This is a genomic window from Mesorhizobium sp. M0037, from assembly GCF_040323635.1.
Lineage (GTDB): Bacteria > Pseudomonadota > Alphaproteobacteria > Rhizobiales > Rhizobiaceae > Mesorhizobium.
Genome location: NZ_JAMYVB010000003.1, coordinates 242377 through 262911 on the forward strand (window position 1 = coordinate 242377; position 20535 = coordinate 262911).

The following is a 20535-nucleotide window of genomic DNA, read 5'->3' on the forward strand; positions in this document are numbered from 1 at the left end:
TCGTTTCCGCTTTGTTCGCAACGGGCCGAAGTCGCCCCTATCGCCGTGGCGCGACACGCGTTGCCGCCGACTGGCGCCGCAAAGTGGCGCGTTCGTCGCCAGGCACCGGCAACGGATCGAAATTGTCGGGCACGTCCTTGATGATCTCCTTGGCGATGCGATAGGTCGCGTAAGCGAAAATGCCGGTAATGAGCAGACGGATCATGGCGCGATCTCCTTTGGGCAACCAACCTCAGAGCCGCCGTTTGGTTCCAGCCGACGCGGCGTCGTTTGCGAGCGTGCAACCAAAGCCGAACCACCTCGTTGCCTTACGAAGGAGAGGGCAGACCTAGGAGGTCGCTATGAAGAGGCTTCTGATTCTGTTGGCCGCCAGCTTGGCGCTCGCCGCCTGCGACGGCGACATCCAGCCAACCAAAGCCCCGGTGCTCGATCAAACCCCGCAGACGGATTCGGCGCCAAAGCCGGCGGCCAGCGGCGATCAGCCGGCGCAATGATCGTTTTAGCGGGAGACGAGAAATGGCTTTCAGGAGAAGAAGGCCGGCGCCGCTTGGGAGGTGAGCTGATAGCGCCGGCCAGGCGGATATCAGGTCCGCCGCAACAACCGAAGATAGCTGAGTCTCTCGCCTGCGTCATGAGGTGGCAGTTTTCGTGCCGGTTCTGCTCGTGCCGTCTGCGCAAAACCAGCAGAAAAGACCACAAATCCCGCAAGGCCGCGGAAAGAATCCGACCTCAGGCAATGGCCTTGCGCAGCACCGGGCCGCCGGCAATCCCGGCGTCCAACTGGCACTGCGTCAGCGCCGCCTCGGCCATGATCCACTGCTTGAACAATTCCACCTTGCGCGTGTAGGGCGCGGTGACCGGGCAGACGAAATACCAGCCGGCGGTGTTGGGGTGATGCACGGCAAACGGCGCCACCAGCCGCTCTGCGCGGATCTCGCTCGCCATATAGGCGCGGTTGGCGACTGCAAAGCCCATGCCGGCATTGGCCGCCTCATAGGACATCATGCAGGAATCGAAATAGATGCTCTTGGTCTCGCCGAGCACGGAACTCGCGCCGGCAAAACCCAGCCACGACTGCCAGTTCTGCGTGCAGGTGTCGGAATGCAGCAGCGTGAAATGCCTGAGGTCGTCCGGCGTCACCTTTGACGGCGGCCTGTCGCCGAGAACTTCGTGGAACAGCTTCCTGCTGCACACCGGCGTCAAATCCTCCTTGAACAGCAGGTCCGCTTTGAGGTCGGGAAAGCTGCCGTCGCCATAGCGGATCTCGAGGTCGAACTCGGAGGTGGCGAACTCATTGGCGGCGTAGGAGGTCGAAACCCGCATTTCGATTTCGGGATATTGCCGCTGGAACAGCGGCAGGCGGGCAAACAGCCAGCGCGCCGCGAACGTCGGCAGCACCGAAATCTTCAGCACATGTGCCTGCGACTGTCCGGTCGCCTCCATGCTGGCCGCCACGATGCGCTCCAGCGCCTCGCGAACGCGCGACACATAGGTCTCGCCCTCGGGCGTCAGCGACACCGCATTGCCGCCGCGCTGGAAGATCTTGAAGCGCAGCTGTTCCTCGAGGCTTTTGACGCGCTGGCTGACGGCGGAAGCAGTAATAAACTGCTCTTCGCCGGCGCGCGTGAAGTTACGGTGCCGGGCGGCACTTTCGACAATCTTCAGCGAATTGAGGTTGACCTGACTGAGCAGACGCACGCGTTTCGACCTTAAGCTGGGCTTACACTAGCACCAGCATTCCTAATTTTACAGGGGTGGGGAAATTAATCGACAGTTTACCAAGTGATGCCCCCATCCTGGAGAAGTAGAATGAACGCCCATACCATACCTGAACTGCGCTACGCGATGAGCCGAGAAGCCATTATCGGTCATGAGACGGCCTGGAAAGTGTCGGGTTTCGGCGTTGCGCAGTATCTGCATGGCTACGACCCGGCGCTGCTGGCGGCGATCGAAGAGGCGGCGTTGAAGCTCAAGGCCAGCCACGCCGTGCACAAGCACCTCGATCTGACCTTCATCACCGGCGCCGACCGTTTCATCCCGGAGATCAAGGAACTGCTGCATGACAAGCTGCGCCTGGAACGTCTGTCCGACATGATGGGCACCAAGCTCGAGCCCTATCCGCTGTCGATCGTCGGCTCGACCGTCACTTTCATGAATCCCAAGGACGGCGCCGTCGATTGGCATTGCGACGGTGTCCCGGTCACCGAACTCATTCCGCTGTCGATCAGCAATCCGCTGGTCGGCGGCCATCTCGAAATCTACTGCGACGATTCCGAGACCGGCCGCGCCATCCTTGAATCCGGCCGCGAGATTCCGCGCAACCAGGTCATGCGCATCGACCACAAGATGAACTACGCCACACTCGGTCAGTTTCTCGGTGTGCTGCACCGCACCGCGCCGATCCAGCTCGGCTCACGCGTCACGCTGGTCCTCAACCAGCGCTCTGTGGCCAAGCCCTACGTCGACGACAATCGCATGTTCTATCTCGCAGCCGACAATGATCACGATCGCGAATGGGTCAACGAACTGGCCGAAGACGTCTGGACGAACCAGCTGCCGGCCTATCGCCGCTTCGAGGAAGAGCGTCCGGTTGCGGCGGCGACCGATGCGCCGGTCCCGGGCGGATCAAGGGAATCATGGTAGCCAGAGCATAGAAGTGGACGCCTGTTTGGCCGTCGGTAACATCATGGTCGGCGATAAGGACAAGGCACCGTCTCGGCGATTCCGGGGTGGATCGGGCTCGCCGTCGGCCCTGGTCTTCGCCGCCGGCGCGGTCGCCCTGTGGTCGACCAACGCGCTGGTCGGCAAATCCCTGCTGGCCAGCCATCCGGTGTCGCTCGTGCAGTTGCTGCAGTTTTGTGGAGCGGCTCTGGTGTTCGCCGTCATCCATCTGGCGAGCCGGAAGGGGGACACGCAAGACGCAGCCTTTGCCAAGGGTGCTGACGGCACCCTGGCGCCGGTCGCGGTCGGCTTTATTGGCCTGGTCGGCACCATGGTGCTGCAATACATCGCCTTTGCCTCCATGCCGGTGATCGAGGCCAATCTCGTCGCCTACACCTGGCCGCTGATGGTCGCGGCGGCGGTCATCGTGCTGGGCAAGCGGCAACGCCCCGTGCTGCTGGGTTTGACTGCCGTGTTCGGCTTTGTCGGCGTGGCGCTGGTGATCTCGGGTGGTCGCGGCCAGCCTTTTCTCCAGGGCAGCATCGTCGGCTATCTCGCTGCCTTCGGCTCGGCGCTGTGCATGGCCTTCTATTCGATTGCGGTCGCCCGCCTGGCCACACCGTCGGAGCGTTTGCTTTTGCCTTCGGCATTGGTCGGCGTCGGCCTGACCTTGCTATGGTGTATTCACGACGGCGCAGCCTGGCCATCCAGCGAGCACCTCCTGCTTGGCCTCTATCTCGGCGCCGGCCCGATGGGGCTGGGATATTATTTCTGGTCGCGCGCCTTGAAGCTTGAAGGCGGCGGCAAGGTTGCGGTCATCGCCTATCTGACGCCGATCGCATCGACGCTGCTGCTGACGCTGTCGGGCGAAAGGCTGACGCTGACCGCGATAGCCGGTGCGGTCCTCGTCATCGGCAGCTGTATTGCGGTGGGCATAGAACGCTCGGAGGCTGAACATGCTTGACGACGATGAACGCCTCGCCAGACAGGAAGCATTCTGGCTGCTCAAGGAGTTCGGCGCCGAGGCGCCGCTCTACGCCGCCATGAAGGCCGAAAAGGCGATAGAGCAAAAAGATTTCGGCCGGTGCGCCCGCTGGAAGCGCATTCTGGAGATACTGGCCGACTCCAAACCTGCCGGGTCCGTGCAGTTGAAATCTGCTGGCGCGAAGTCGGCCGTTTCCAAGTATTAGATTTTCTAATTTGCAACGTTGCAACCTGTTGTGGAAACATCCTCCTGTTCCGATTCTTGATCGTTTATTGAGACTTAGCGACCCGTTGGGGGGTGCAGCTAGGTCGATACATCAAGAGAAGTCTTAAAAAAAGCCGGCAACTTCATGACCGGCGGGAGAAACAGAATTGCACACCATCGACAGCAAGACCGCTATTGAACTGACTGCTGACATCGTCTCGGCCTATGTCGGCAACAATCCTCTCCCTGCGTCCGGCCTGCCGGATCTGATCGCCAGCGTCAGCGCATCGGTGCGCAAGCTGGGCAGCATTGCCGCCGTGGAAAGCCCCGCGCTGAACCCCGCTGTCAATCCGAAGCGGTCGGTGTTTCCCGACCACATCGTCTGTCTGGAAGATGGCAAGAAATTCAAGTCGCTGAAACGCCACCTGATGACCGACCATGGTCTCAGCCCGGAGGAATATCGTGGCAAATGGGGCTTGCCGTCGGACTATCCGATGGTGGCGCCGAACTACTCCGCGACCCGTTCGGCACTGGCCAAGTCCTCGGGCCTCGGCCGCAAGCCGGCCGTTCCGGCCGCCGCGGCCAAGGTGACGAAGCGCAAACCCAAAGCCTGAACCAGGCAGCCTCTGAAAAGTCAGTCTGCTGTTTGCAATGGACGGCGCCGTTAAGGGGCGCCGTCTTCATGCCTTATGCCCCCGCCAGCGCCCAGGCCCTTGCGAAGCGCCGCCCTCCCGTGCAAAAGCCCCGGCATGCTTATCATCAACGATCTTTCGCTCCGCATGGCCGGACGCTTGCTTCTCGATCATGCCTCGCTGACCTTGCCGGCCGGCACCAAGGCCGGCCTCGTCGGCCGCAACGGCACCGGCAAGACGACGCTGTTCAAGGCCATCACCGGCGACTTTCCCTCCGAGACCGGCTCGATCAGCCTGCCCAAGAACACCCGCATCGGCCAGGTGGCGCAGGAAGCGCCCGGCACCGAGGAGCCGCTGATCGAAATCGTGCTCAAGGCCGACCTCGAGCGCACCGCATTGCTCGAGGAGGAAAAGACCGCCACCGACGCGCACCGCATTGCCGACATCCATATGCGGCTGGCGGATATCGATGCGCATTCGGCGGAATCTCGCGCGGCCACCATCCTCGCTGGCCTTGGCTTCGACGACGCCGCGCAGCGCCGCCCGGCCTCGTCCTTCTCCGGCGGCTGGCGCATGCGTGTGGCGCTCGCCGCGGTGCTGTTTGCCGAGCCCGACCTTCTGCTGCTTGACGAGCCGACCAACTATCTCGATCTCGAAGGCACGCTTTGGTTGGAAAACTACGTGTCGAAATATCCGCACACGGTGCTTCTGATCTCGCACGATCGCGACCTGCTCAACCGCGCCGTCAATTCCATCGTTCATCTCGACCAGAAGAAGCTGACCTTCTGGCGCGGCGGCTACGACCAGTTCGAGCGCCAGTACACCGAGCAGAAGGAGTTGCAGGAGAAGGGCCGTGTCAAGCAGGAAGCCGCCCGCAAGCACATGGAATCCTTCGTCGAGCGTTTTCGAGCCAAGGCTTCGAAGGCGAGACAGGCGCAGTCGCGCATCAAGGCGCTGGAGAAGATGAAGCCGATTGCCGCGATCGTGAACGACACGGTGCGGCCGTTCTCTTTCCCCGAACCGGTGAAAACGGTGGCGTCGCCGATCATTGCCTTGAACAACGTCAATGTCGGCTACACCGAGGGCCAGCCGATCCTGAAGAAGATGACGTTGCGCATCGATGCCGACGATCGCATCGCGCTGCTCGGCGCCAACGGCAACGGCAAGTCGACCTTCGCCAAGCTTCTCTCGGGCCGGCTGAAGCAGGAAACCGGCACCATGACGGTGGCGCCGGGCCTGAAGGTGGCGATCTTCGCGCAGCATCAGCTCGACGATCTCAGGCCTGATGAAAACGCCTACGAGCATGTCCGCCGGCTGATGCCGGAGGCGCCGGAATCCAAGGTACGTGGCCGCGTCGCCCAGTTCGGTCTCACCACCGAGAAGATGAACACCGCCGCCAAGGACCTGTCCGGCGGCGAGAAGGCGCGCCTGCTGATGGGCCTGTCGGCCTTTGAGGGGCCAAACCTGTTCATCCTCGACGAACCGACCAACCATTTGGACATCGACAGCCGCGAGTCCCTGATCCATGCGCTGAACGAGTTTCCCGGCGCCGTCATCCTCATCTCGCATGACCGCCATCTGCTGGAAGCGACCGCCGACCGGCTGTGGCTGGTCAAGGACGGGGCGGTCAACCCGTATGACGGCGACCTTGAGGACTACAAGACGCTGGTCACCGGCGTGTCCGGCGACCGACGCGGCAAGCGCGAGGCCGAGAAGGCATCCAAGGCCGATCGCCGCCGCGATGCCGCGGCGCGCCGCGCCGCCTTCGAGCCGCTGGCAAAGGAAATCCGCGCCACCGAAGCGCTGATGGACCGCATCCGCAAGCGCATCGACCTGATCGAGGATGAACTCGCCAATCCGGCGGTATACGAGAAGGATCCATCGACGGCGACCCGGCTGGCCAAGGAGCGCTCGCAACTGGCACAGCAGCTTGCCGGTCACGAGGAAAAGTGGCTGACCATGTCGGCCGAGTACGAGGAAGGCACGGCGGAGTGATTTACCCTCCCCCTTGTGGGGAGGGTCGATCCGCAAAGCCGAGCGGGGCGGGGGTCTGCGCCGCACCCCACCCCGGCGCTGCGCGCCGACCCTCCCCATCAAGGGGACGGTAAGATCTGGCCCTACACGCCGCCCGCGAAACCCGCTAAAAACGCCGCATGAACCAGCACGCCAAGCTCAGAATCGGCCACTCCGCCTGTCCGCATGATTGCCCTTCGACCTGCGCGCTCGAGGTCGAGCTGCTCGATGGCAACCGCATCGGCCGTGTCCATGGCGCCAAGTCCAATACGTATACGGCTGGCGTCGTCTGCGCCAAGGTCGCGCGCTATGCCGATCGTGTCCATCATCCGGACCGACTGCTGAAGCCGCTGATGCGCGCCGGCGCCAAGGGCGACGGCGTCTGGAAGGAATCCAGCTGGGAAGCGGCACTCGACGTCGTCGCCGAGAACTTCATCGCGGCCGAGGAAAAATACGGCTCCGAGACCGTCTGGCCTTATTTCTATGCCGGCACGATGGGGCTGGTGCAGCGCGACGGCATCGACCGGCTGCGCCATGCGAAAAAATACTCCGGCTTCTTCGGCTCGATCTGCACCAATCTGGCCTGGACCGGCTGGATGATGGGAGCGGGCGCCTTGCGCGGTCCCGATCCGCGCGAGATGGCGAAGTCCGACTGCGTGGTGATCTGGGGCACCAATGCCGTGGTCACGCAGGTCAATGTCATGACCCACGCCATCAAGGCGCGGAAGGAGCGTGGCGCCAGGATCGTCGTCATCGATGTCTACGAGAACGCGACGATGAAGCAGGCCGATATAGGCCTTGTGCTGAAGCCCGGCACCGATGGCGCGCTGGCCTGCGCGGTCATGCATGTGCTGTTCAGGGAAGGCATGGCCGACCGCGCCTATCTCGAAAGATACACCGACGATCCGAAGGGGCTGGAAGCGCATCTGGAGACGCGCACGCCGGAATGGGCTTCCGCCATCACCGGTCTTGCCGTCACCGAGATCGAGGCTTTCGCCCGCCTCGTCGGCACGACGAGGAAAACCTATTTCCGCCTCGGCTATGGCTTTGGGCGTCAGCGCAATGGTTCGGTCAACATGCACGCGGCGTCCGGCATCGCCGCCGTCACCGGCGCCTGGCAATATGAGGGTGGCGGTGCCTTCCATTCCAATTCCGGCATCTTCAAGCTCAACCAGGATGTGCTGGAAGGCACCGCGATGCGCGATCCCAATATTCGCCATCTCGACCAGTCGCGCATCGGTCCGGTGCTGACCGGCGCAGCGGACGCGCTTTACGGTGGCCCGCCGGTGACGGCGATGCTGATCCAGAACACCAACCCGGTGAATGTCGCACCCGAGCAGCGGCTGGTGAAACATGGTTTTCTGCGTGATGACCTGTTCACCTGCGTGCACGAACAGTTCATGACCGACACGGCAAAGCTTGCCGATGTCGTTTTGCCGGCAACGATGTTTCTCGAGCATGACGACGTCTACAAGGGCGGTGGCAACCAGCACATCACGCTCGGTCCCAAGCTGATCGAACCGCCGGAAGGGCCGCGCACCAACCATTTCGTCATCGAGCAATTGGCGCAGCGTCTCGGCGTCGCCGACCGGCCGGGCTTTGGCCTGACCGAGCAGCAGCATATCGACATCATCCTCGGCAAGCGCGGGCTGGGCTCCTTCGCCAGCCTCAAGGAAGACAAATGGGTCGACCTGCAGCCGGATTTCGAGGCGGCGCATTTCATCGATGGTTTCGGCCATGCCGACAAGAAATTTCACTTCCGCGCCAACTGGAGCGGGCAGGCGGCGCCCAACCGGCCGCCGAAAAGCATGGGCCTGTTCGGGCCGGTGGCGGAACTCCCCGAATTCCCCGACCATGTCGACCTGATCGAGGTCGCGGATGCGGAGCATCCGTTCCGGCTGACGACATCACCGGCGCGCAACTTCCTCAATTCGACCTTCTCGGAAACGCCGGTGTCGAAGGCCAAGGAAGGCCGGCCGGAATTGTTGTTGCATCCGGACGACGCTGCCGCGCTTGGCTCGGGCGACGGCGACCGTATCGAGGTCGGCAACCGGCGCGGCGAGGTGGTGCTGCACGCAAAGCTGTTCGAAGGCCTCAAGCGCGGCGTGGTGATCGCCGAGGGCATCTGGCCAAACAGCGCCCATGAGCGTGGCGAAGGCATCAATGTGCTCACCGGCGCCGACGCACCAGCGCCCTATGGCGGTGCGGCCTTCCACGACAACAAGGTCTGGCTGCGGCCGGCTGGCTGAAGCAATTCCAGGAAAAGTGTGAGCGGTTTTCCGTCCGGAATTGCGTAAAAGTGACTGGCTATCCCGGCAGAGGCACCGTCAGCCCCACCTTGACACGGTCCATGGCAACGAAGGTGCGGAATTTTCGGACATTCTTGCTGTCGAAGAACAGTCTGCGCGTCAGGGCCTCATAGGCCCCCATGTCGGCCGCGGTGATGACTAGGATGAAGTCGGCCTCGCCGGTGACGTAGTAGCATTGCTGCACTTCGGGCTCTGCCGAGAATTGCCGCTTGGCCGCGTCGATCAGGTCCGAGCGTTCGCTCTCCAGTTCCACTTCGACGAAGATGGTGATGGGATGGCCGACCGCCGCCGGGTCGACCACGGCGACATTGCCCGCAATGACGCCGGACTGTTCCATGCGCTTGATGCGCCGCTGCACCGCCGGCGCCGACAGGTTGACGGCTTCGCCGATCAGCCGCTGCGGCGTCGTGTTGTCCCGCTGCAGGATGGCAAGGATGGCGAGGTCGAAACTGTCGAGCGAAGGCGATCGAGGCAAAGCGCTATCCCGGGGAAACAAACTTGCATTTCGAAGCGCCAATAACAGCGCTATTTGCGCCTCGGCTGCAATATGATTTCGTCACACCCAAAGGAGGCCGCCCGTGTTCCTGCTCAACAGCAATGCCTTGCACCGTCGGCCGCTCGATCCGGTCGATGCCGAAACGCTGGGGAATGCCGGCGCCGATACGGTCGAGCGCTTTCTGGCCCATCGCGACAATCACCTGGCAACTCCGTTGCATGCATTGCCGACGCTGGCCGGGGAACTCGGCCTCGGCGCCGTCCACATCAAGGATGAAGGCTTTCGCCTCGGTCTCGGCAGTTTCAAGGCGCTCGGCGGCGCCTATGCCGTTTTTCGACTGGTGCTGGAGGAGGCGAGCCGATCGCTTCATCGGCCCGTTGACGTGGCCGATCTCAACCGGTTCGACGTCCGGGCGGTCGCTGCCGGCATGACGGTTGCCTGCGCCACCGACGGCAATCATGGTCGCTCGGTCGCGCAAGGTGCACAGTTGGTTGGCGCGAAAGCGGCAATCTTCGTTCACGCCGGCGTCAGCGAGGCGCGCATTGCAGCAATAGCCCGCTATGACGCCGAGATGATCCGCGTCGACGGCAATTATGACGACTCGGTCAGGCAGGCCGCCGAGGTTTCAGCGGAGCAAGGCTGGACCGTGGTGTCCGACACCTCCTGGCCGGGCTACGAGCGCATCCCCGGTCTGGTCATGCAGGGCTATACGGCGATCGTGCGCGAAGCGTTGGGCCAGTTGCCGCAGCCGCCGACCCATGTCTTCGTGCAGGCCGGTGTCGGCGGCATTGCCGCCGCCCTGGCCGGCCATCTCTCCATCGTGCTCGGTGACGCCAGGCCGACCTTCATCGTCGTCGAGCCGGCCCGCGCCGCCTGCGTTGTCGCAGCCGCCCGGGCGGGCCACGTGGTCAAGGTCGCACACGACCAGCCGACGGTGATGGCGATGCTCGAATGCTACGAGGCCTCGCAAGTTGCCTGGCGCGTTCTGGCGCGGGTTGCCGATGCCTTCATGACGGTGGATGAGGAGGAGGCGGTCGCGGTGATGCGGCGGCTGGCACGGCCGGCTGGCAATGATCCAGTGATCGTCGCCGGCGAAAGCGGCGGCGTCGGTCTGGCCGGGCTGATCCGGGCGGTGGCCGACCACAAGGCCGCGCTCGGGCTCGACGACAAATCCCGCGTGCTTGTAATCAACACCGAAGGCGCCACAGACCCGCATCGCTATACCGAGCTGGTCGGGCAGAGCCCCGCCGATGTGCTGGCCGGCAAGCTGAAGGCCGAGGCATAGCCATGATCGGGATCGATACACAGCGTCTGCTTGGCCGCATCCGGGAACTCGGCGCCGTTGGCCGCGACAGTGAGGATAGGCTGATCCGGCTCGCCGCCTCCGACACAGACAAACAGGGCCGTGACCTCTTTGTCGGCTGGCTCAGGCAGGCCAGGCTGGAAGTCGCCATCGACCGGGTCGGCAATATTTTCGGCATCTGGCAATGCCCCGACAATGCCGGGCAGGCGCCACTGCTCATCGGTTCGCATATCGACACCGTCATCGATGCCGGCATCTATGATGGCTGCTACGGCGTGCTGGCCGGGCTGGAGGTGATCGAGACGCTGCAGGCTTCGGGCTTTTCGCCGTCACGCCCGGTCGCGGTCGCCGCTTTCACCAATGAGGAAGGTGTGCGCTACACGCCTGATATGATGGGCTCGCTATGCGATGCCGGTGGCGTCAGCGCCGAGGCCGTGCTGGCCGCCATCGGCACGGATGGCAGCGTGCTCGGCCAGGAGCTCGCCCGCATCGGCTATGCCGGCGACCGCGACCCCGGCTTCCTTAAGCCGCATGCCTATCTCGAACTACATATCGAGCAGGGGCCGGTGCTGGAGCGTGAAGGCGTGCCGATCGGCGCGGTCGAGAATTTGCAAGGCATTTGCTGGCAGCGCATCACCATCGACGGCGCCGCCAACCATGCCGGCACCACGCCGATGTCGATGCGCAGCGATGCCGGCCATGCCGCCGCCCGCATCATCACCTTCCTGCACGACCGGGCGAAAGCTTCAAATGGGCCAACCGTGGTCACTGTAGGCACGATGCGCTTCGAACCCAACGCCATCAACGTCATTCCCGCGCGCGCCGTCTTCACCATCGACCTGCGCGATCCCGACGAACAGCGCCTGCAGGCGCATGAGGCGGCCCTTGCTGCCTGTCTCGAGGAGCTCGCTGCAGCCGAAAGCCTGTCGATTTCGGCAGAGCAACTGGCCCGTTTCGAACCGGTGCTATTCGACAGCGGCATCGTCGAACGGATCGAGGCGGCCGCGAAGAACCGCGGTCTCGGCGTCAGGCGCATGACATCGGGCGCCGGCCATGACGCGCAGATGATGGCACGCATCGCACCGGCGGCGATGATCTTCGTGCCGAGCGCCGGTGGCATCAGCCACAATCCGCGCGAACACACTGAAGATGCCGAGCTTGTCGCCGGCGCCAACATCCTGCTTGATGTCGCCAGTGAGCTTGCAAGATAGGTCGGGGGAGAAAATGGCTGAGCTCGATCGTGATGTGCTGAAGCAGGAAATGACCGGCTGGCGGCGCGATTTGCACGCGCACCCCGAGTTCGGCTTCGAGGAAAAGCACACCGCTGCCTTTGTCGCCGCGAAGCTGCGCGAATTCGGGCTGGACGATGTTGCAGAGGGGGTCGGCGGCACCGGCGTCGTTGGCACGTTGAAGCGCGGCAGCGGCAACCGGACGGTTGCGCTCAGGGCCGACATGGATGCGCTGCGCATCACCGAGCAGTCCGCGACAGCCTATCGCTCGCAGAACCCCGGCATCATGCATGCGTGCGGTCATGACGGCCACACCACCATGCTGCTCGGCGCGGCAAAGCTGCTGGCCGCCGAGGGCGGTTTCGACGGGACCGTGCGTTTCGTTTTCCAGCCGGCCGAGGAATGGGGCAAGGGCGCGCTGGCAATGCTCGATGACGGGCTGCTGCAGCGCTTCCCCTTCGACGAGATCTTTGGCCTGCACAACATGCCGGGCCTGCCCATTGGACATTTCGAGACCCGTGCCGGCCCGTTCATGTCGGCGGAGGACAATTTCGAGATCGTGCTCAAGGGGATCGGCGGCCATGCGGCGCGGCCACATTCCGGGAACGAGACGCTGGTCGCCGCCTGCGCGCTGGTCACCAATCTGCAGACCATCGTCTCGCGCCGGCTGAGCCCGGCCGACATTTCGGTGGTTTCGGTGACCGAACTGATCACCGACGGCACCCGCAACGCCTTGCCCGGCCTCGCCCGCATCCTCGGTGACGCCCGCAGTTTTCGTCCCGAGGTCAGCGCCGAGATCGAGCGCCAGATGCGGGTCATCACAGCGGGTACCGCCGCCGCCTACAATGTCACCGCCGACGTGACCTATAGCAGGGAATTCGTGCCGCTGCAGAACGATGCCGACCTGGTGGACGCGGCCTTTGTCGCCGCAAGGCGCGTGCTGGCCGATGGCGCCGCCAGCATCGCGGCGGAGCCGATGACCGCCTCGGAGGATTTCGCCCGCTTCCTCGATCACGTACCGGGCTGTTTCGTGTTTCTCGGCAATGGCGAGACCTCGCCGCCGCTGCACAATTCCAGCTACGACTTCAACGATGACGGGCTGTTGCACGGCACGGATTTCCATATCGCGATCGTCAGGCAAAGACTGGGCGGCGCGATCGGGAAATGACGCCTGATCGCCTTCGCAACTGGCCCAAGCGGCACTGCTATCGCCAGCCAGCACCCAGGTTTAGGGAGATTGCCTGTTGCCGGAGATCGCACGCCGATGACCAGGGTTTCGCTTCTGGGAATACCACATGACGAGAACTCGTCCTATCTCAGGGGCGCGGCTGCAGCGCCGGCCCTGATCCGGCGGGAACTCAAAAGCGACGCGCACAGCTCGTGGAGCGAAACCGGCTTCGATGTGGCGGACAATTTCGTCGACCACGGCGACATCGACTTTTCAGGCGCCGGCGATCCATGGGAGCGAATCGAGGCCGAGGTCGGCCGCGCGCTGGATGCCGGCCACCCGTTGATCAGCCTCGGTGGCGATCATGCCATCGCCTGGCCGGTGCTGCGTGCCGTGCGCCGCCGCCATGCCAGGCTAACGATCGTCCAGATCGACGCCCATCCCGACATCTACGATGCCTATCAGGGCAACAGGCGGTCCCACACCTCGTCCTTCGCGCGCATCCTGGAGGACGGGCTGGCTGACCGGCTGATCCAGATCGGCCTGCGCACCCTCAATGATGAGCTTCGTGACCAGCTCAAGCGCTTCGGCGTCGAAATGATCGAGGCGCGGCATTTCAGCGAGGATCTGCAGCTCGATCTCAAGACGCCGGTCTATCTCTCGGTCGATCTCGACGGCCTCGACCCGGCTTGTGCGCCCGGCGTGTCGCACCGCGAACCCGGTGGTCTTACAACCCGGCAAGTGATCAACCTGATCCAGCGGATCGACCAGCCCATCGTCGGCGCCGATGTCGTCGAATACAATGCAAGCCAGGACGTCTCCAATCTCACCGCGCTGGTTGCCGCCAAGCTGGTCAAGGACATCGCCGGCATGATGCTCAAGACGCATGGCGCCGGCTGAATCAATCTGGCAGGGCGGCATGGTAGATCATTGTTGTGACTCGCATTTCCAGTGAAAGCCGCCATGCCGCATCCATTGAAAATAGCCATAGCCGGCGCGCTCGGTCGCATGGGCCGGCAGATGGTCGATGCCGTCGAGACCGATCCCAGGCTGGCGCTCGTCGCCCGCTTTCACAGGCCGGGCAGCGCCGGCGAGGGGCTGGTCGAACGCGACGAAGCACTGGCGCTTGCCGATGTCATCATCGATTTCACCACGCCTTCGGCCTCCGTCGATCTTGCACAAGCTTGCGCGGCCTGCGGCGGCCCGGCGCTGGTCATCGGCTCGACCGGCTTCGAGCCGGCCGATCTCGCCGCCATCGCTACTGCTTCGAAGTCCGTCGCCATCGTTCGCTCCGGCAACTACTCGCTCGGGCTCAGCATGCTGACCGGGCTGGTCGAGCAGGCGGCGCGAGCACTTGGTCCCGACACCGACATCGAAATCCTGGAAGCGCATCACCGCATGAAGGTCGACGCACCGTCGGGCACGGCGCTGATGCTGGGCGAGGCGGCCGCTCGCGGACATGGCGTCAGGCTGGACGATGTGGCGAAACGCATCCGCGACGGCGTTACAGATCCACGCCCTGCCGGCGAGATCGGCTTTGCCGTGCTGCGCGGCGGCAGCATCGTCGGCGAGCACAGCGTGAGCTTGCTGGCCGAGGGCGAGACGCTCACGCTTTCCCATTCGGCCGGCCACCGCTCGATGTTCGCGCGCGGCGCCATTGCGGCAGCACGCTGGGTCGCCGTCCGGCCGCCCCGCGAATACGACATGCGCGACGTACTGGGTTTCACGACCTTTTGAGATGCAAAGGGTAACGCAACGAGGGGCGTTGCGAGGTCGGAGCCGCCTGGAGAATAGAATATAGCAACAACTACGCCATTTTGCGCCCGCCCAGACCGAACCGAACGGTTCGGTTCGCACATTTTTGTGATTGGCAATGGCAGCAACGCACACCCATTTCGGGGTGGTCCGAGCGACGCGAATTCCTCCCAAGGCACGCCACTTGACGGACAGAACAGAAAAATCTGGATTACCTGAAATGACCAAGATCGCACTTACCGCTGCTGCCATCCTCCTTGCCACCGGCACCGCTTTCGCAGGCAGCGACCACTACGGCTCCGACGGCGTCAACCAGCCTGCTGTGGCAGCGCCCGCCGGCAACATCGATCACAGTTATACCGCGTCGATCCGCAAGCCGGCCAGCCTCGGCGATTTCACGATCAAGAGCGACTCGAACCAGCCGGAATCCGGCCAGGGCATCTGGGGTCGTTGATTTTCTGAGAAATCGTCGACTGCAAAGAGCGGTGGGCCTGGCCCGCCGCTCTTGTTTTTGTGCAATCGACTCGGGCCGCAAAGATCTTGAATCAATCCGCCAGCAGTTGGTCTTATGTCCTTGATTGCGGGCTCTTTTCAAAACACGGTTTGCGGCTGTCACCGGCGGCTAGCCCGTTAGGCAGCTTGGTCTAGCTTAGATCCTTCGGCTTGATGCAATGCGTCAACCGGGCCGCGCCGAAGCCGAGATCCGCCCAGTCGCCGTCGATGACAAAGCGGGCAAGGGCGCCGGTCGGGAATTTCTCTTCAAGTTTCCTGAGAGCAGCCACACCCGATCGCGGACTGGCAAGCCGGCGGGCAAAGTCCTCCAGGCCGGGATTATGGCCGAGCACCAGGAGACAGCCGGCAGAGGAGATTGCCCGTCGCACTTCGGCCAGAATGTCGCCAGCCGTGGCTTCGAAGAGCGCCTCGGCGAACTCCACCGTTACGCTCGCCGACAGTTCCGCCGAGACCAGCCGCCATGTCTCGCGCGTGCGCAGCGCCGGCGACACCACCGCCAGGTCAGGCTGCCAACTGCGCCGGACCAGTTCGCGCCCCATCAGCGGCGCCGTCTTCAGCCCGCGCGGCCCGAGCGGCCGGTCGAAATCAGCAAGCGCCGGGTCGTCCCAGCTCGACTTGGCGTGGCGCAGCAGGAGCAATTGTCTCGGTGTCGCCATGTCGGCCTACGGCGTGATCCGCGCCAGATGTTCGAGATCGCGTTCTTCGCGCAGCGGGTCGGGCGCCATCACCACGGAAGTTCCGTTTTCGGCATCGTCGGCGAAATGCGCCAGCACGGTGCGGCCGCCTTCCATGTGCGCCTTGCCGTCGGCGACCAGCCCGAGTGCCAGTGCATAAAGCCGGTGCTCGGCCTTCAGCACTCTGGCGGCCAGCGTGTCTTCGTTGTCGCCGACCATCACCGGCACCGCTGCCTGCGCGATGATCGGGCCGTCATCCATCTCTGATGTGACGAAATGCACCGTGCAGCCATGAATGCGAATGCCGGCGCGCAGGGCGCGCGCATGCGTGTCCAGGCCTTTGAAGGCCGGCAGCAGGGCAGGGTGGATGTTGAGCATGCGCCCTTGCCACTTCTCGACCAGGCCGCGGGAGAGAATGCGCAGATAGCCGGCCAGCGCCACGATCTCGGCGTTGAACGCAATCAGAGCGGCGTCGATCGCCGCATCATGCGCTTCCTTGCTGGCATGGTCGGCGCGCACGATGACTTTGGTCGGGATGCCGCGCGCGGCCGCGATGCCAAGCCCGGCGGCGTTGGCTCGGTCGGAGATGACGCCGACGATCTCGGCGGGATAGGCCGGGTCGCTCGCCGCCGCGATCAGCGCCGTCATGTTCGAGCCGCGTCCCGAGATCAGAACAACCGTGCGTTTCCTGCTCATAGGCCGATCGAGCCCCGATAGATGACGCCGGCGTCGCGGCGCGGAACGATGCGGCCGATCGGCGTCACAGTCTCGCCGGCCTCCTGCAGCACGGCTGCGACCTGTGCGGCCTGGCCGGAGGCGACGACGAGGATCATGCCGATACCGCAGTTGAAGGTGCGCATCATCTCCTCCGGCGCCACGCCGCCAGTCTTCGCCAGCCAGGAAAACACCGCCGGCACATCGATGGCATTGAGATCAAGCTCTGCGGAAAAGTCCTTGGGCAGGACGCGCGGAATGTTTTCGGGAAAGCCGCCGCCGGTGATATGGGCCAGTGCCTTGATGCCATGCGTGTTGCGGATGGCCTTGAGGACCGACTTCACATAGATGCGGGTCGGCTCGAGCAGCGCCTCGGCCAGCGTCGCTTCGTCGTTGAACGGCGCCGGATCGCTCCAGGCAAGCCCGCTGACGGCAACGATACGGCGCACCAGCGAAAAGCCATTCGAATGCAGGCCCGAGGAAGCCAGCCCAAGCAGCACGTCGCCTTCGACAATATCGTCGGTCGGCAGCAACTGGCCGCGTTCGGCCGCCCCGACGGCGAAGCCGGCAAGGTCGTAATCCTTGTCGTTATACATGCCGGGCATTTCAGCGGTCTCGCCGCCGATCAGCGCGCAGCCGGCCTGTCGGCAGCCGATTGCTATGCCGCCGACGATTGCCGCCCCCTGGTCGGGGTCGAGCTTGCCGGTGGCGAAATAGTCGAGGAAGAACAGTGGCTCGGCGCCCTGCACGACGATGTCGTTGACGCACATGGCGACGAGGTCGATGCCGATCGTGTCGTGCTTGCCGGCATCGATGGCGATCTTCAGCTTGGTGCCGACGCCGTCATTGGCGGCGACCAGCACCGGATCCGTGAAACCCGCCGCCTTGAGGTCGAACAGGCCGCCAAAACCGCCGATCTCGCCATCGGCGCCCGGCCGGCGCGTCGCGCGCACCAGCGGCTTGATCTTCTCGACCATGAGGTTGCCGGCATCGATGTCGACGCCCGCCTCGGCATAGGTGAGCCCGTTCTTGCGCTTGGCCCGGTCGCCCTTGCTCATCGTCGGCGCATCCTGTTTCCCTCGGCGGCTCTTCGCATGAATGGTTTCGGGGGGCAAGGATGACGACAGGATACCGGGCTTTTGCCCAAGATAAATACGTGGACAGTCCCTTCACCGCTGGTCCTTGCACCCACAATCCAACTCCATCATCTATCTGCAGAACAAGCATGGCGGGACATGCCTTTGACCATTCCAACCTCATCACCATCCTGCGCTTCGTGCTGGTGCTGGCGATGCTGAACATGCGCTGGGACTGGGCCTTTGCCGGATTTCTCGTTGCCGGAATTTCCGATGGCGTCGACGGCTTCATCGCCCGCCGCTTCAACCAGCAATCGAGACTCGGCGCCTATCTCGATCCGATGGCCGACAAGGTGCTTCTGGTCTCGGTGTTCGTGGTCATGGGCTTCATCGGGCAATTGCCGCTGTGGCTGGTGGTGACCATGGTGTCACGCGATGCGCTGATCATCTGCGCCGTGCTCTTGTCCACGGTCATGGCGAATCCGGTCGAGATGAAGCCGCTCTATGTGTCGAAGGCCAACACCGCCGCCCAGATCGTGCTGGCGCCGTGGTGCTGGGCGAACTTGCCCTTGGCCTCCACCTCGACCCGCTCAGGCCTGCGCTCATATTGCTGTCCGGGGTCTTGACCGTGGCTTCGGCCGCGGCCTATCTCGTGGCTTGGCTGAGGCATATGAGCGGCTATGGCGAAGGCTCCACCCCGGGTAGTTGACAAGAATGCCGCGACTGCCGCGTTAGCAGACGCGGCTGCGTCCCTGGCGTTTCGCCGCCAGATTTTCTTCTGGCTGGGCACGGCAATCTTCCTGGCGCTGTTCCTCTACATTTTTTCCAGCATCCTGTTGCCGTTCGTTGCCGGCATGGTGCTGGCCTATTTCCTCGACCCGGTCGCCGACCGGCTGCAGCGCCTCGGGCTGTCCCGGCTGATGGCGACGGTGGTCATCCTGATTGCCTTCATCGTCCTTTTGGTGCTGGCCTTCGTCATCCTGGTTCCGGTACTGGCCACGCAGATGGCCGATTTCGCCAGCAAGCTGCCGGAATATCTGACCCGGCTGCAGTCGCTGATCACCTCGTTCGACCCGAAATGGCTGGAGCAGAAATTCGGCGTCAATGCCAATGGCCTGCGCGACGGGCTGAATTCGCTGCTCACTTCCGGTTTCGGCCTGCTGAGCACCGTCTTCACCTCGATCTGGAGTTCCGGCGTTGCTCTGGTGTCAGTGGTCAGCCTGTTCGTGGTCACACCGGTCGTCGCTTTCTACATGCTGCTCGACTGGGACCGCATGGTGGCGGTCGTCGACAGCTGGGTGCCGCGCGATTATGTCGGGACGGTCAGGGCGATCTCCAGGGACATCAACACCGCGACGGCCGGCTTCGTGCGCGGCCAGGGCACGTTGTGCCTGGTGCTCGGCGGCATGTATGCCACTGGCCTGACGCTGACCGGTCTGAATTTTGCCATCCTGATCGGCCTCTTCGCCGGGCTGATCTCCTTCATTCCCTATGTCGGCTCGCTGACCGGGCTGGTGCTGGCCGTCGGCGTCGCCTTCGTCCAGTTCTGGCCGGACTGGACCATGATCGTTGCTGTCGCAGTGGTCTTCTTCATCGGCCAGTTCATCGAAGGCAACATCCTCCAGCCGAGGCTGGTCGGAAAAAGCGTCGGCCTGCACCCGGTCTGGCTGATGTTTGCGCTGTTTGCCTTCGGCGCCCTGTTCGGCTTCGTCGGCCTTTTGATCGCCGTTCCTGCTTCGGCGGCGGTTGCCGTGCTGGTGCGGTTTGCCATTGCCCGCTATCTCGAATCGCCGCTCTACAAGGGACACTCCACCGAGCCCGTCCCGCCGCTGCCCGCCGCTCGCGGCGGGGGCCACCGCTCGCCGCGCGGCTGAACGTGACGGATCAAAAGACCGAACCGCCGCGCCAGCTGCCGCTCGACCTTGGCCACGGCACCGGCTACTCGCGCGACGAACTGGTGGTGTCGGCCACCAACCGCGAGGCGGCAGCCCTTGTTGATCGCTGGCCGGACTGGCCGTCACCGGTGATCGTGCTCGCTGGCCCGGCCGGTTCCGGCAAGACACATCTGGGCTCGATCTGGCAGGCGCGGGCCAACGCTGTGGCGGTCGATGCCCAGCGCATCGGCAATGCCATCACCGGGCTTGGCGGCAGGCCCGCGCTGATCGACGATGTAGACAAGACAGCCATCGACGAGGCGGGCCTGTTCCATCTCATCAATGAAGTGCGGGGCGCCGGGGCCACCTTGCTGTTGACGGCGCGGCGCTTCCCCGCCGCCTGGAGGGTGACGTTGCCCGATCTTGCCTCGCGGCTGAAGGCGGCGGCAACCGTCGAGATCCATGAGCCGGACGATTTGCTTCTGGCCGGTGTCATCACCAAACTCTTCGCCGACCGCCAGGTCGAGGTCGAGCCGCATGTCGTGCAATATCTGGTGCGCCGCATCGAGCGCTCGCTGGCCACCGCCATGCGCGTGGTCGAGCGCCTCGACCGCACCGCGCTCGAGCGTAAGACGCCGATCACCAGGGCGCTCGCCGCCGAGATCGTCAGCGCCATGGATGAAGGGCAGGGCGAGTTCGAGGTTTAGGCAGTGGAAGGAGAAGACTCCGCTCCTGTCCCATTTCGAGAAGAAACCTCTGGCATCCATCTTGCAACACTGCGTTTGCCGGCTGACCCCGGTCCTGATCGCGTTCCTGATCGGGTTGTAGGCTCGCCGGGAGTGATGATTGGGGTTCTCGCCCGGCGAGCTTACCTTCAGATAGAATCGCCGCAAGGCCTACGATTGCGCGCCAGCTGTCATTCAGATTTC

The 20535-nt window shown here is 63.8% G+C and carries 21 protein-coding genes and 1 pseudogene; 16 read left to right on the forward strand and 6 right to left on the reverse strand.

What is annotated here, in order from left to right; genetic code table 11:
• Positions 1-37: 37 nt before the first annotated feature.
• Positions 38-205, reverse strand: coding sequence for a hypothetical protein (locus NKJ78_RS08130; RefSeq protein WP_023695563.1), 168 nt, complete (start codon positions 203-205; stop codon positions 38-40).
• A 136-nt stretch (positions 206-341) separates the two neighbouring features.
• On the opposite strand from NKJ78_RS08130, the gene NKJ78_RS08135 reads away from it, so the two are divergent.
• Positions 342-494 (forward strand): hypothetical protein, encoded by a 153-nt coding sequence (locus NKJ78_RS08135; protein ID WP_023693936.1) that lies wholly within the window; start codon positions 342-344, stop codon positions 492-494.
• A 235-nt stretch (positions 495-729) separates the two neighbouring features.
• Here the strand turns inward: NKJ78_RS08135 and NKJ78_RS08140 are convergent, their stop codons facing one another.
• Entirely contained in the window at positions 730-1698 is a 969-nt protein-coding gene (locus NKJ78_RS08140; protein WP_023735479.1) for a LysR substrate-binding domain-containing protein, read from the reverse strand.
• A gap of 111 nt (positions 1699-1809) precedes the next feature.
• On the opposite strand from NKJ78_RS08140, the gene NKJ78_RS08145 reads away from it, so the two are divergent.
• From NKJ78_RS08145 to NKJ78_RS08170, 6 genes are all read left to right on the forward strand, one after another.
• Positions 1810-2643: a hypothetical protein gene (locus NKJ78_RS08145; protein ID WP_023684748.1), complete on the forward strand. Its 834-nt coding sequence runs from the start codon at positions 1810-1812 to the stop codon at positions 2641-2643.
• A 25-nt stretch (positions 2644-2668) separates the two neighbouring features.
• Complete coding sequence (locus NKJ78_RS08150; protein ID WP_245259943.1) at positions 2669-3625, forward strand: DMT family transporter; 957 nt, start codon at positions 2669-2671, stop codon at positions 3623-3625.
• Positions 3618-3851: a hypothetical protein gene (locus NKJ78_RS08155; RefSeq protein ID WP_023733893.1), complete on the forward strand. Its 234-nt coding sequence runs from the start codon at positions 3618-3620 to the stop codon at positions 3849-3851. The genes NKJ78_RS08150 and NKJ78_RS08155 overlap by 8 nt, the downstream gene beginning before the upstream one ends.
• Before the next feature lie 166 nt (positions 3852-4017).
• Positions 4018-4464 carry a Ros/MucR family transcriptional regulator gene (locus NKJ78_RS08160; protein WP_023670270.1) on the forward strand — a complete coding sequence of 149 codons (447 nt, stop codon included), beginning with the start codon at positions 4018-4020 and terminating at the stop codon, positions 4462-4464.
• A 135-nt stretch (positions 4465-4599) separates the two neighbouring features.
• Entirely contained in the window at positions 4600-6477 is a 1878-nt protein-coding gene (locus tag NKJ78_RS08165; RefSeq protein ID WP_023689073.1) for an ABC-F family ATP-binding cassette domain-containing protein, read from the forward strand.
• 158 nt (positions 6478-6635) lie between these two features.
• Positions 6636-8744, forward strand: a complete 2109-nt coding sequence (locus tag NKJ78_RS08170) for a molybdopterin oxidoreductase family protein (RefSeq protein WP_352562413.1) — start codon at positions 6636-6638, stop codon at positions 8742-8744.
• Between the two features lie 58 nt (positions 8745-8802).
• Here NKJ78_RS08170 and NKJ78_RS08175 read toward each other — a convergent pair whose 3' ends face one another.
• The gene (locus NKJ78_RS08175) at positions 8803-9279 is read right to left on the reverse strand and encodes an Lrp/AsnC family transcriptional regulator (RefSeq protein ID WP_023689068.1); all 477 of its coding nucleotides are present in this window, start codon (positions 9277-9279) and stop codon (positions 8803-8805) included.
• 103 nt (positions 9280-9382) lie between these two features.
• On the opposite strand from NKJ78_RS08175, the gene NKJ78_RS08180 reads away from it, so the two are divergent.
• The 6 genes from NKJ78_RS08180 to NKJ78_RS08205 all read left to right on the forward strand — a co-directional run bounded on the left by NKJ78_RS08180 (position 9383) and on the right by NKJ78_RS08205 (position 15209).
• Positions 9383-10585, forward strand: coding sequence for a diaminopropionate ammonia-lyase (locus NKJ78_RS08180; RefSeq protein ID WP_352459618.1), 1203 nt, complete (start codon positions 9383-9385; stop codon positions 10583-10585).
• Between the two features lie 2 nt (positions 10586-10587).
• Complete coding sequence (locus tag NKJ78_RS08185; RefSeq protein ID WP_352459617.1) at positions 10588-11814, forward strand: Zn-dependent hydrolase; 1227 nt, start codon at positions 10588-10590, stop codon at positions 11812-11814.
• Between the two features lie 13 nt (positions 11815-11827).
• Entirely contained in the window at positions 11828-13000 is a 1173-nt protein-coding gene (locus NKJ78_RS08190; protein ID WP_352459616.1) for an amidohydrolase, read from the forward strand.
• A 96-nt stretch (positions 13001-13096) separates the two neighbouring features.
• Positions 13097-13900 (forward strand): agmatinase, encoded by an 804-nt coding sequence (gene speB / locus NKJ78_RS08195; protein ID WP_352459615.1) that lies wholly within the window; start codon positions 13097-13099, stop codon positions 13898-13900.
• Positions 13901-13963: 63 nt separating this feature from the next.
• The gene (gene dapB, locus NKJ78_RS08200; RefSeq protein WP_352459614.1) at positions 13964-14737 is read left to right on the forward strand and encodes a 4-hydroxy-tetrahydrodipicolinate reductase; all 774 of its coding nucleotides are present in this window, start codon (positions 13964-13966) and stop codon (positions 14735-14737) included.
• A gap of 238 nt (positions 14738-14975) precedes the next feature.
• Positions 14976-15209: a DUF680 domain-containing protein gene (locus NKJ78_RS08205; protein ID WP_352459613.1), complete on the forward strand. Its 234-nt coding sequence runs from the start codon at positions 14976-14978 to the stop codon at positions 15207-15209.
• A 190-nt stretch (positions 15210-15399) separates the two neighbouring features.
• On the opposite strand, the gene NKJ78_RS08210 is transcribed toward NKJ78_RS08205, so the two are convergent.
• From NKJ78_RS08210 to purM, 3 genes are read right to left on the reverse strand one after another with little or no spacing between them, the layout of a single operon-like run.
• On the reverse strand, positions 15400-15924 hold the full coding sequence (locus tag NKJ78_RS08210) for a SixA phosphatase family protein (protein ID WP_352459611.1): 525 nt from the start codon (positions 15922-15924) through the stop codon (positions 15400-15402).
• A gap of 6 nt (positions 15925-15930) precedes the next feature.
• The gene (gene purN / locus NKJ78_RS08215) at positions 15931-16638 is read right to left on the reverse strand and encodes a phosphoribosylglycinamide formyltransferase (protein WP_023689060.1); all 708 of its coding nucleotides are present in this window, start codon (positions 16636-16638) and stop codon (positions 15931-15933) included.
• Complete coding sequence (purM, locus tag NKJ78_RS08220; RefSeq protein ID WP_023738653.1) at positions 16635-17714, reverse strand: phosphoribosylformylglycinamidine cyclo-ligase; 1080 nt, start codon at positions 17712-17714, stop codon at positions 16635-16637. Before purM ends, purN begins: the two co-directional genes overlap by 4 nt.
• A gap of 167 nt (positions 17715-17881) precedes the next feature.
• On the opposite strand from purM, the pseudogene NKJ78_RS08225 reads away from it, so the two are divergent.
• From NKJ78_RS08225 to hdaA, 3 genes and pseudogenes are all read left to right on the forward strand, one after another.
• Positions 17882-18441 (forward strand): annotated as a pseudogene (locus tag NKJ78_RS08225) (CDP-alcohol phosphatidyltransferase family protein).
• The gene (locus NKJ78_RS08230) at positions 18413-19606 is read left to right on the forward strand and encodes an AI-2E family transporter (protein WP_023711891.1); all 1194 of its coding nucleotides are present in this window, start codon (positions 18413-18415) and stop codon (positions 19604-19606) included. The pseudogene NKJ78_RS08225 and the gene NKJ78_RS08230 overlap by 29 nt, the downstream one beginning before the upstream one ends.
• Before the next feature lie 2 nt (positions 19607-19608).
• The gene (gene hdaA, locus NKJ78_RS08235; RefSeq protein WP_352459610.1) at positions 19609-20313 is read left to right on the forward strand and encodes a DnaA regulatory inactivator HdaA; all 705 of its coding nucleotides are present in this window, start codon (positions 19609-19611) and stop codon (positions 20311-20313) included.
• Positions 20314-20535: the final 222 nt, after the last annotated feature.

What these genes read in the sequence shown, in the direction of transcription:
- NKJ78_RS08130 (WP_023695563.1), bottom strand. Translation starts at nt 205, where the DNA reads ATGATCCGTCTGCTCATTACCGGCATTTTCGCTTACGCGACCTATCGC.
- NKJ78_RS08135 (WP_023693936.1), top strand. Translation starts at nt 342, where the DNA reads ATGAAGAGGCTTCTGATTCTGTTGGCCGCCAGCTTGGCGCTCGCCGCC.
- NKJ78_RS08145 (WP_023684748.1), top strand. Translation starts at nt 1,810, where the DNA reads ATGAACGCCCATACCATACCTGAACTGCGCTACGCGATGAGCCGAGAA.
- NKJ78_RS08155 (WP_023733893.1), top strand. Translation starts at nt 3,618, where the DNA reads ATGCTTGACGACGATGAACGCCTCGCCAGACAGGAAGCATTCTGGCTG.
- NKJ78_RS08165 (WP_023689073.1), top strand. Translation starts at nt 4,600, where the DNA reads ATGCTTATCATCAACGATCTTTCGCTCCGCATGGCCGGACGCTTGCTT.
- NKJ78_RS08170 (WP_352562413.1), top strand. Translation starts at nt 6,636, where the DNA reads ATGAACCAGCACGCCAAGCTCAGAATCGGCCACTCCGCCTGTCCGCAT.
- NKJ78_RS08185 (WP_352459617.1), top strand. Translation starts at nt 10,588, where the DNA reads ATGATCGGGATCGATACACAGCGTCTGCTTGGCCGCATCCGGGAACTC.
- NKJ78_RS08190 (WP_352459616.1), top strand. Translation starts at nt 11,828, where the DNA reads ATGGCTGAGCTCGATCGTGATGTGCTGAAGCAGGAAATGACCGGCTGG.
- speB (WP_352459615.1), top strand. Translation starts at nt 13,097, where the DNA reads ATGACCAGGGTTTCGCTTCTGGGAATACCACATGACGAGAACTCGTCC.
- dapB (WP_352459614.1), top strand. Translation starts at nt 13,964, where the DNA reads ATGCCGCATCCATTGAAAATAGCCATAGCCGGCGCGCTCGGTCGCATG.
- NKJ78_RS08205 (WP_352459613.1), top strand. Translation starts at nt 14,976, where the DNA reads ATGACCAAGATCGCACTTACCGCTGCTGCCATCCTCCTTGCCACCGGC.
- NKJ78_RS08210 (WP_352459611.1), bottom strand. Translation starts at nt 15,924, where the DNA reads ATGGCGACACCGAGACAATTGCTCCTGCTGCGCCACGCCAAGTCGAGC.
- purN (WP_023689060.1), bottom strand. Translation starts at nt 16,638, where the DNA reads ATGAGCAGGAAACGCACGGTTGTTCTGATCTCGGGACGCGGCTCGAAC.
- purM (WP_023738653.1), bottom strand. Translation starts at nt 17,714, where the DNA reads ATGAGCAAGGGCGACCGGGCCAAGCGCAAGAACGGGCTCACCTATGCC.
- NKJ78_RS08230 (WP_023711891.1), top strand. Translation starts at nt 18,413, where the DNA reads ATGGCGAAGGCTCCACCCCGGGTAGTTGACAAGAATGCCGCGACTGCC.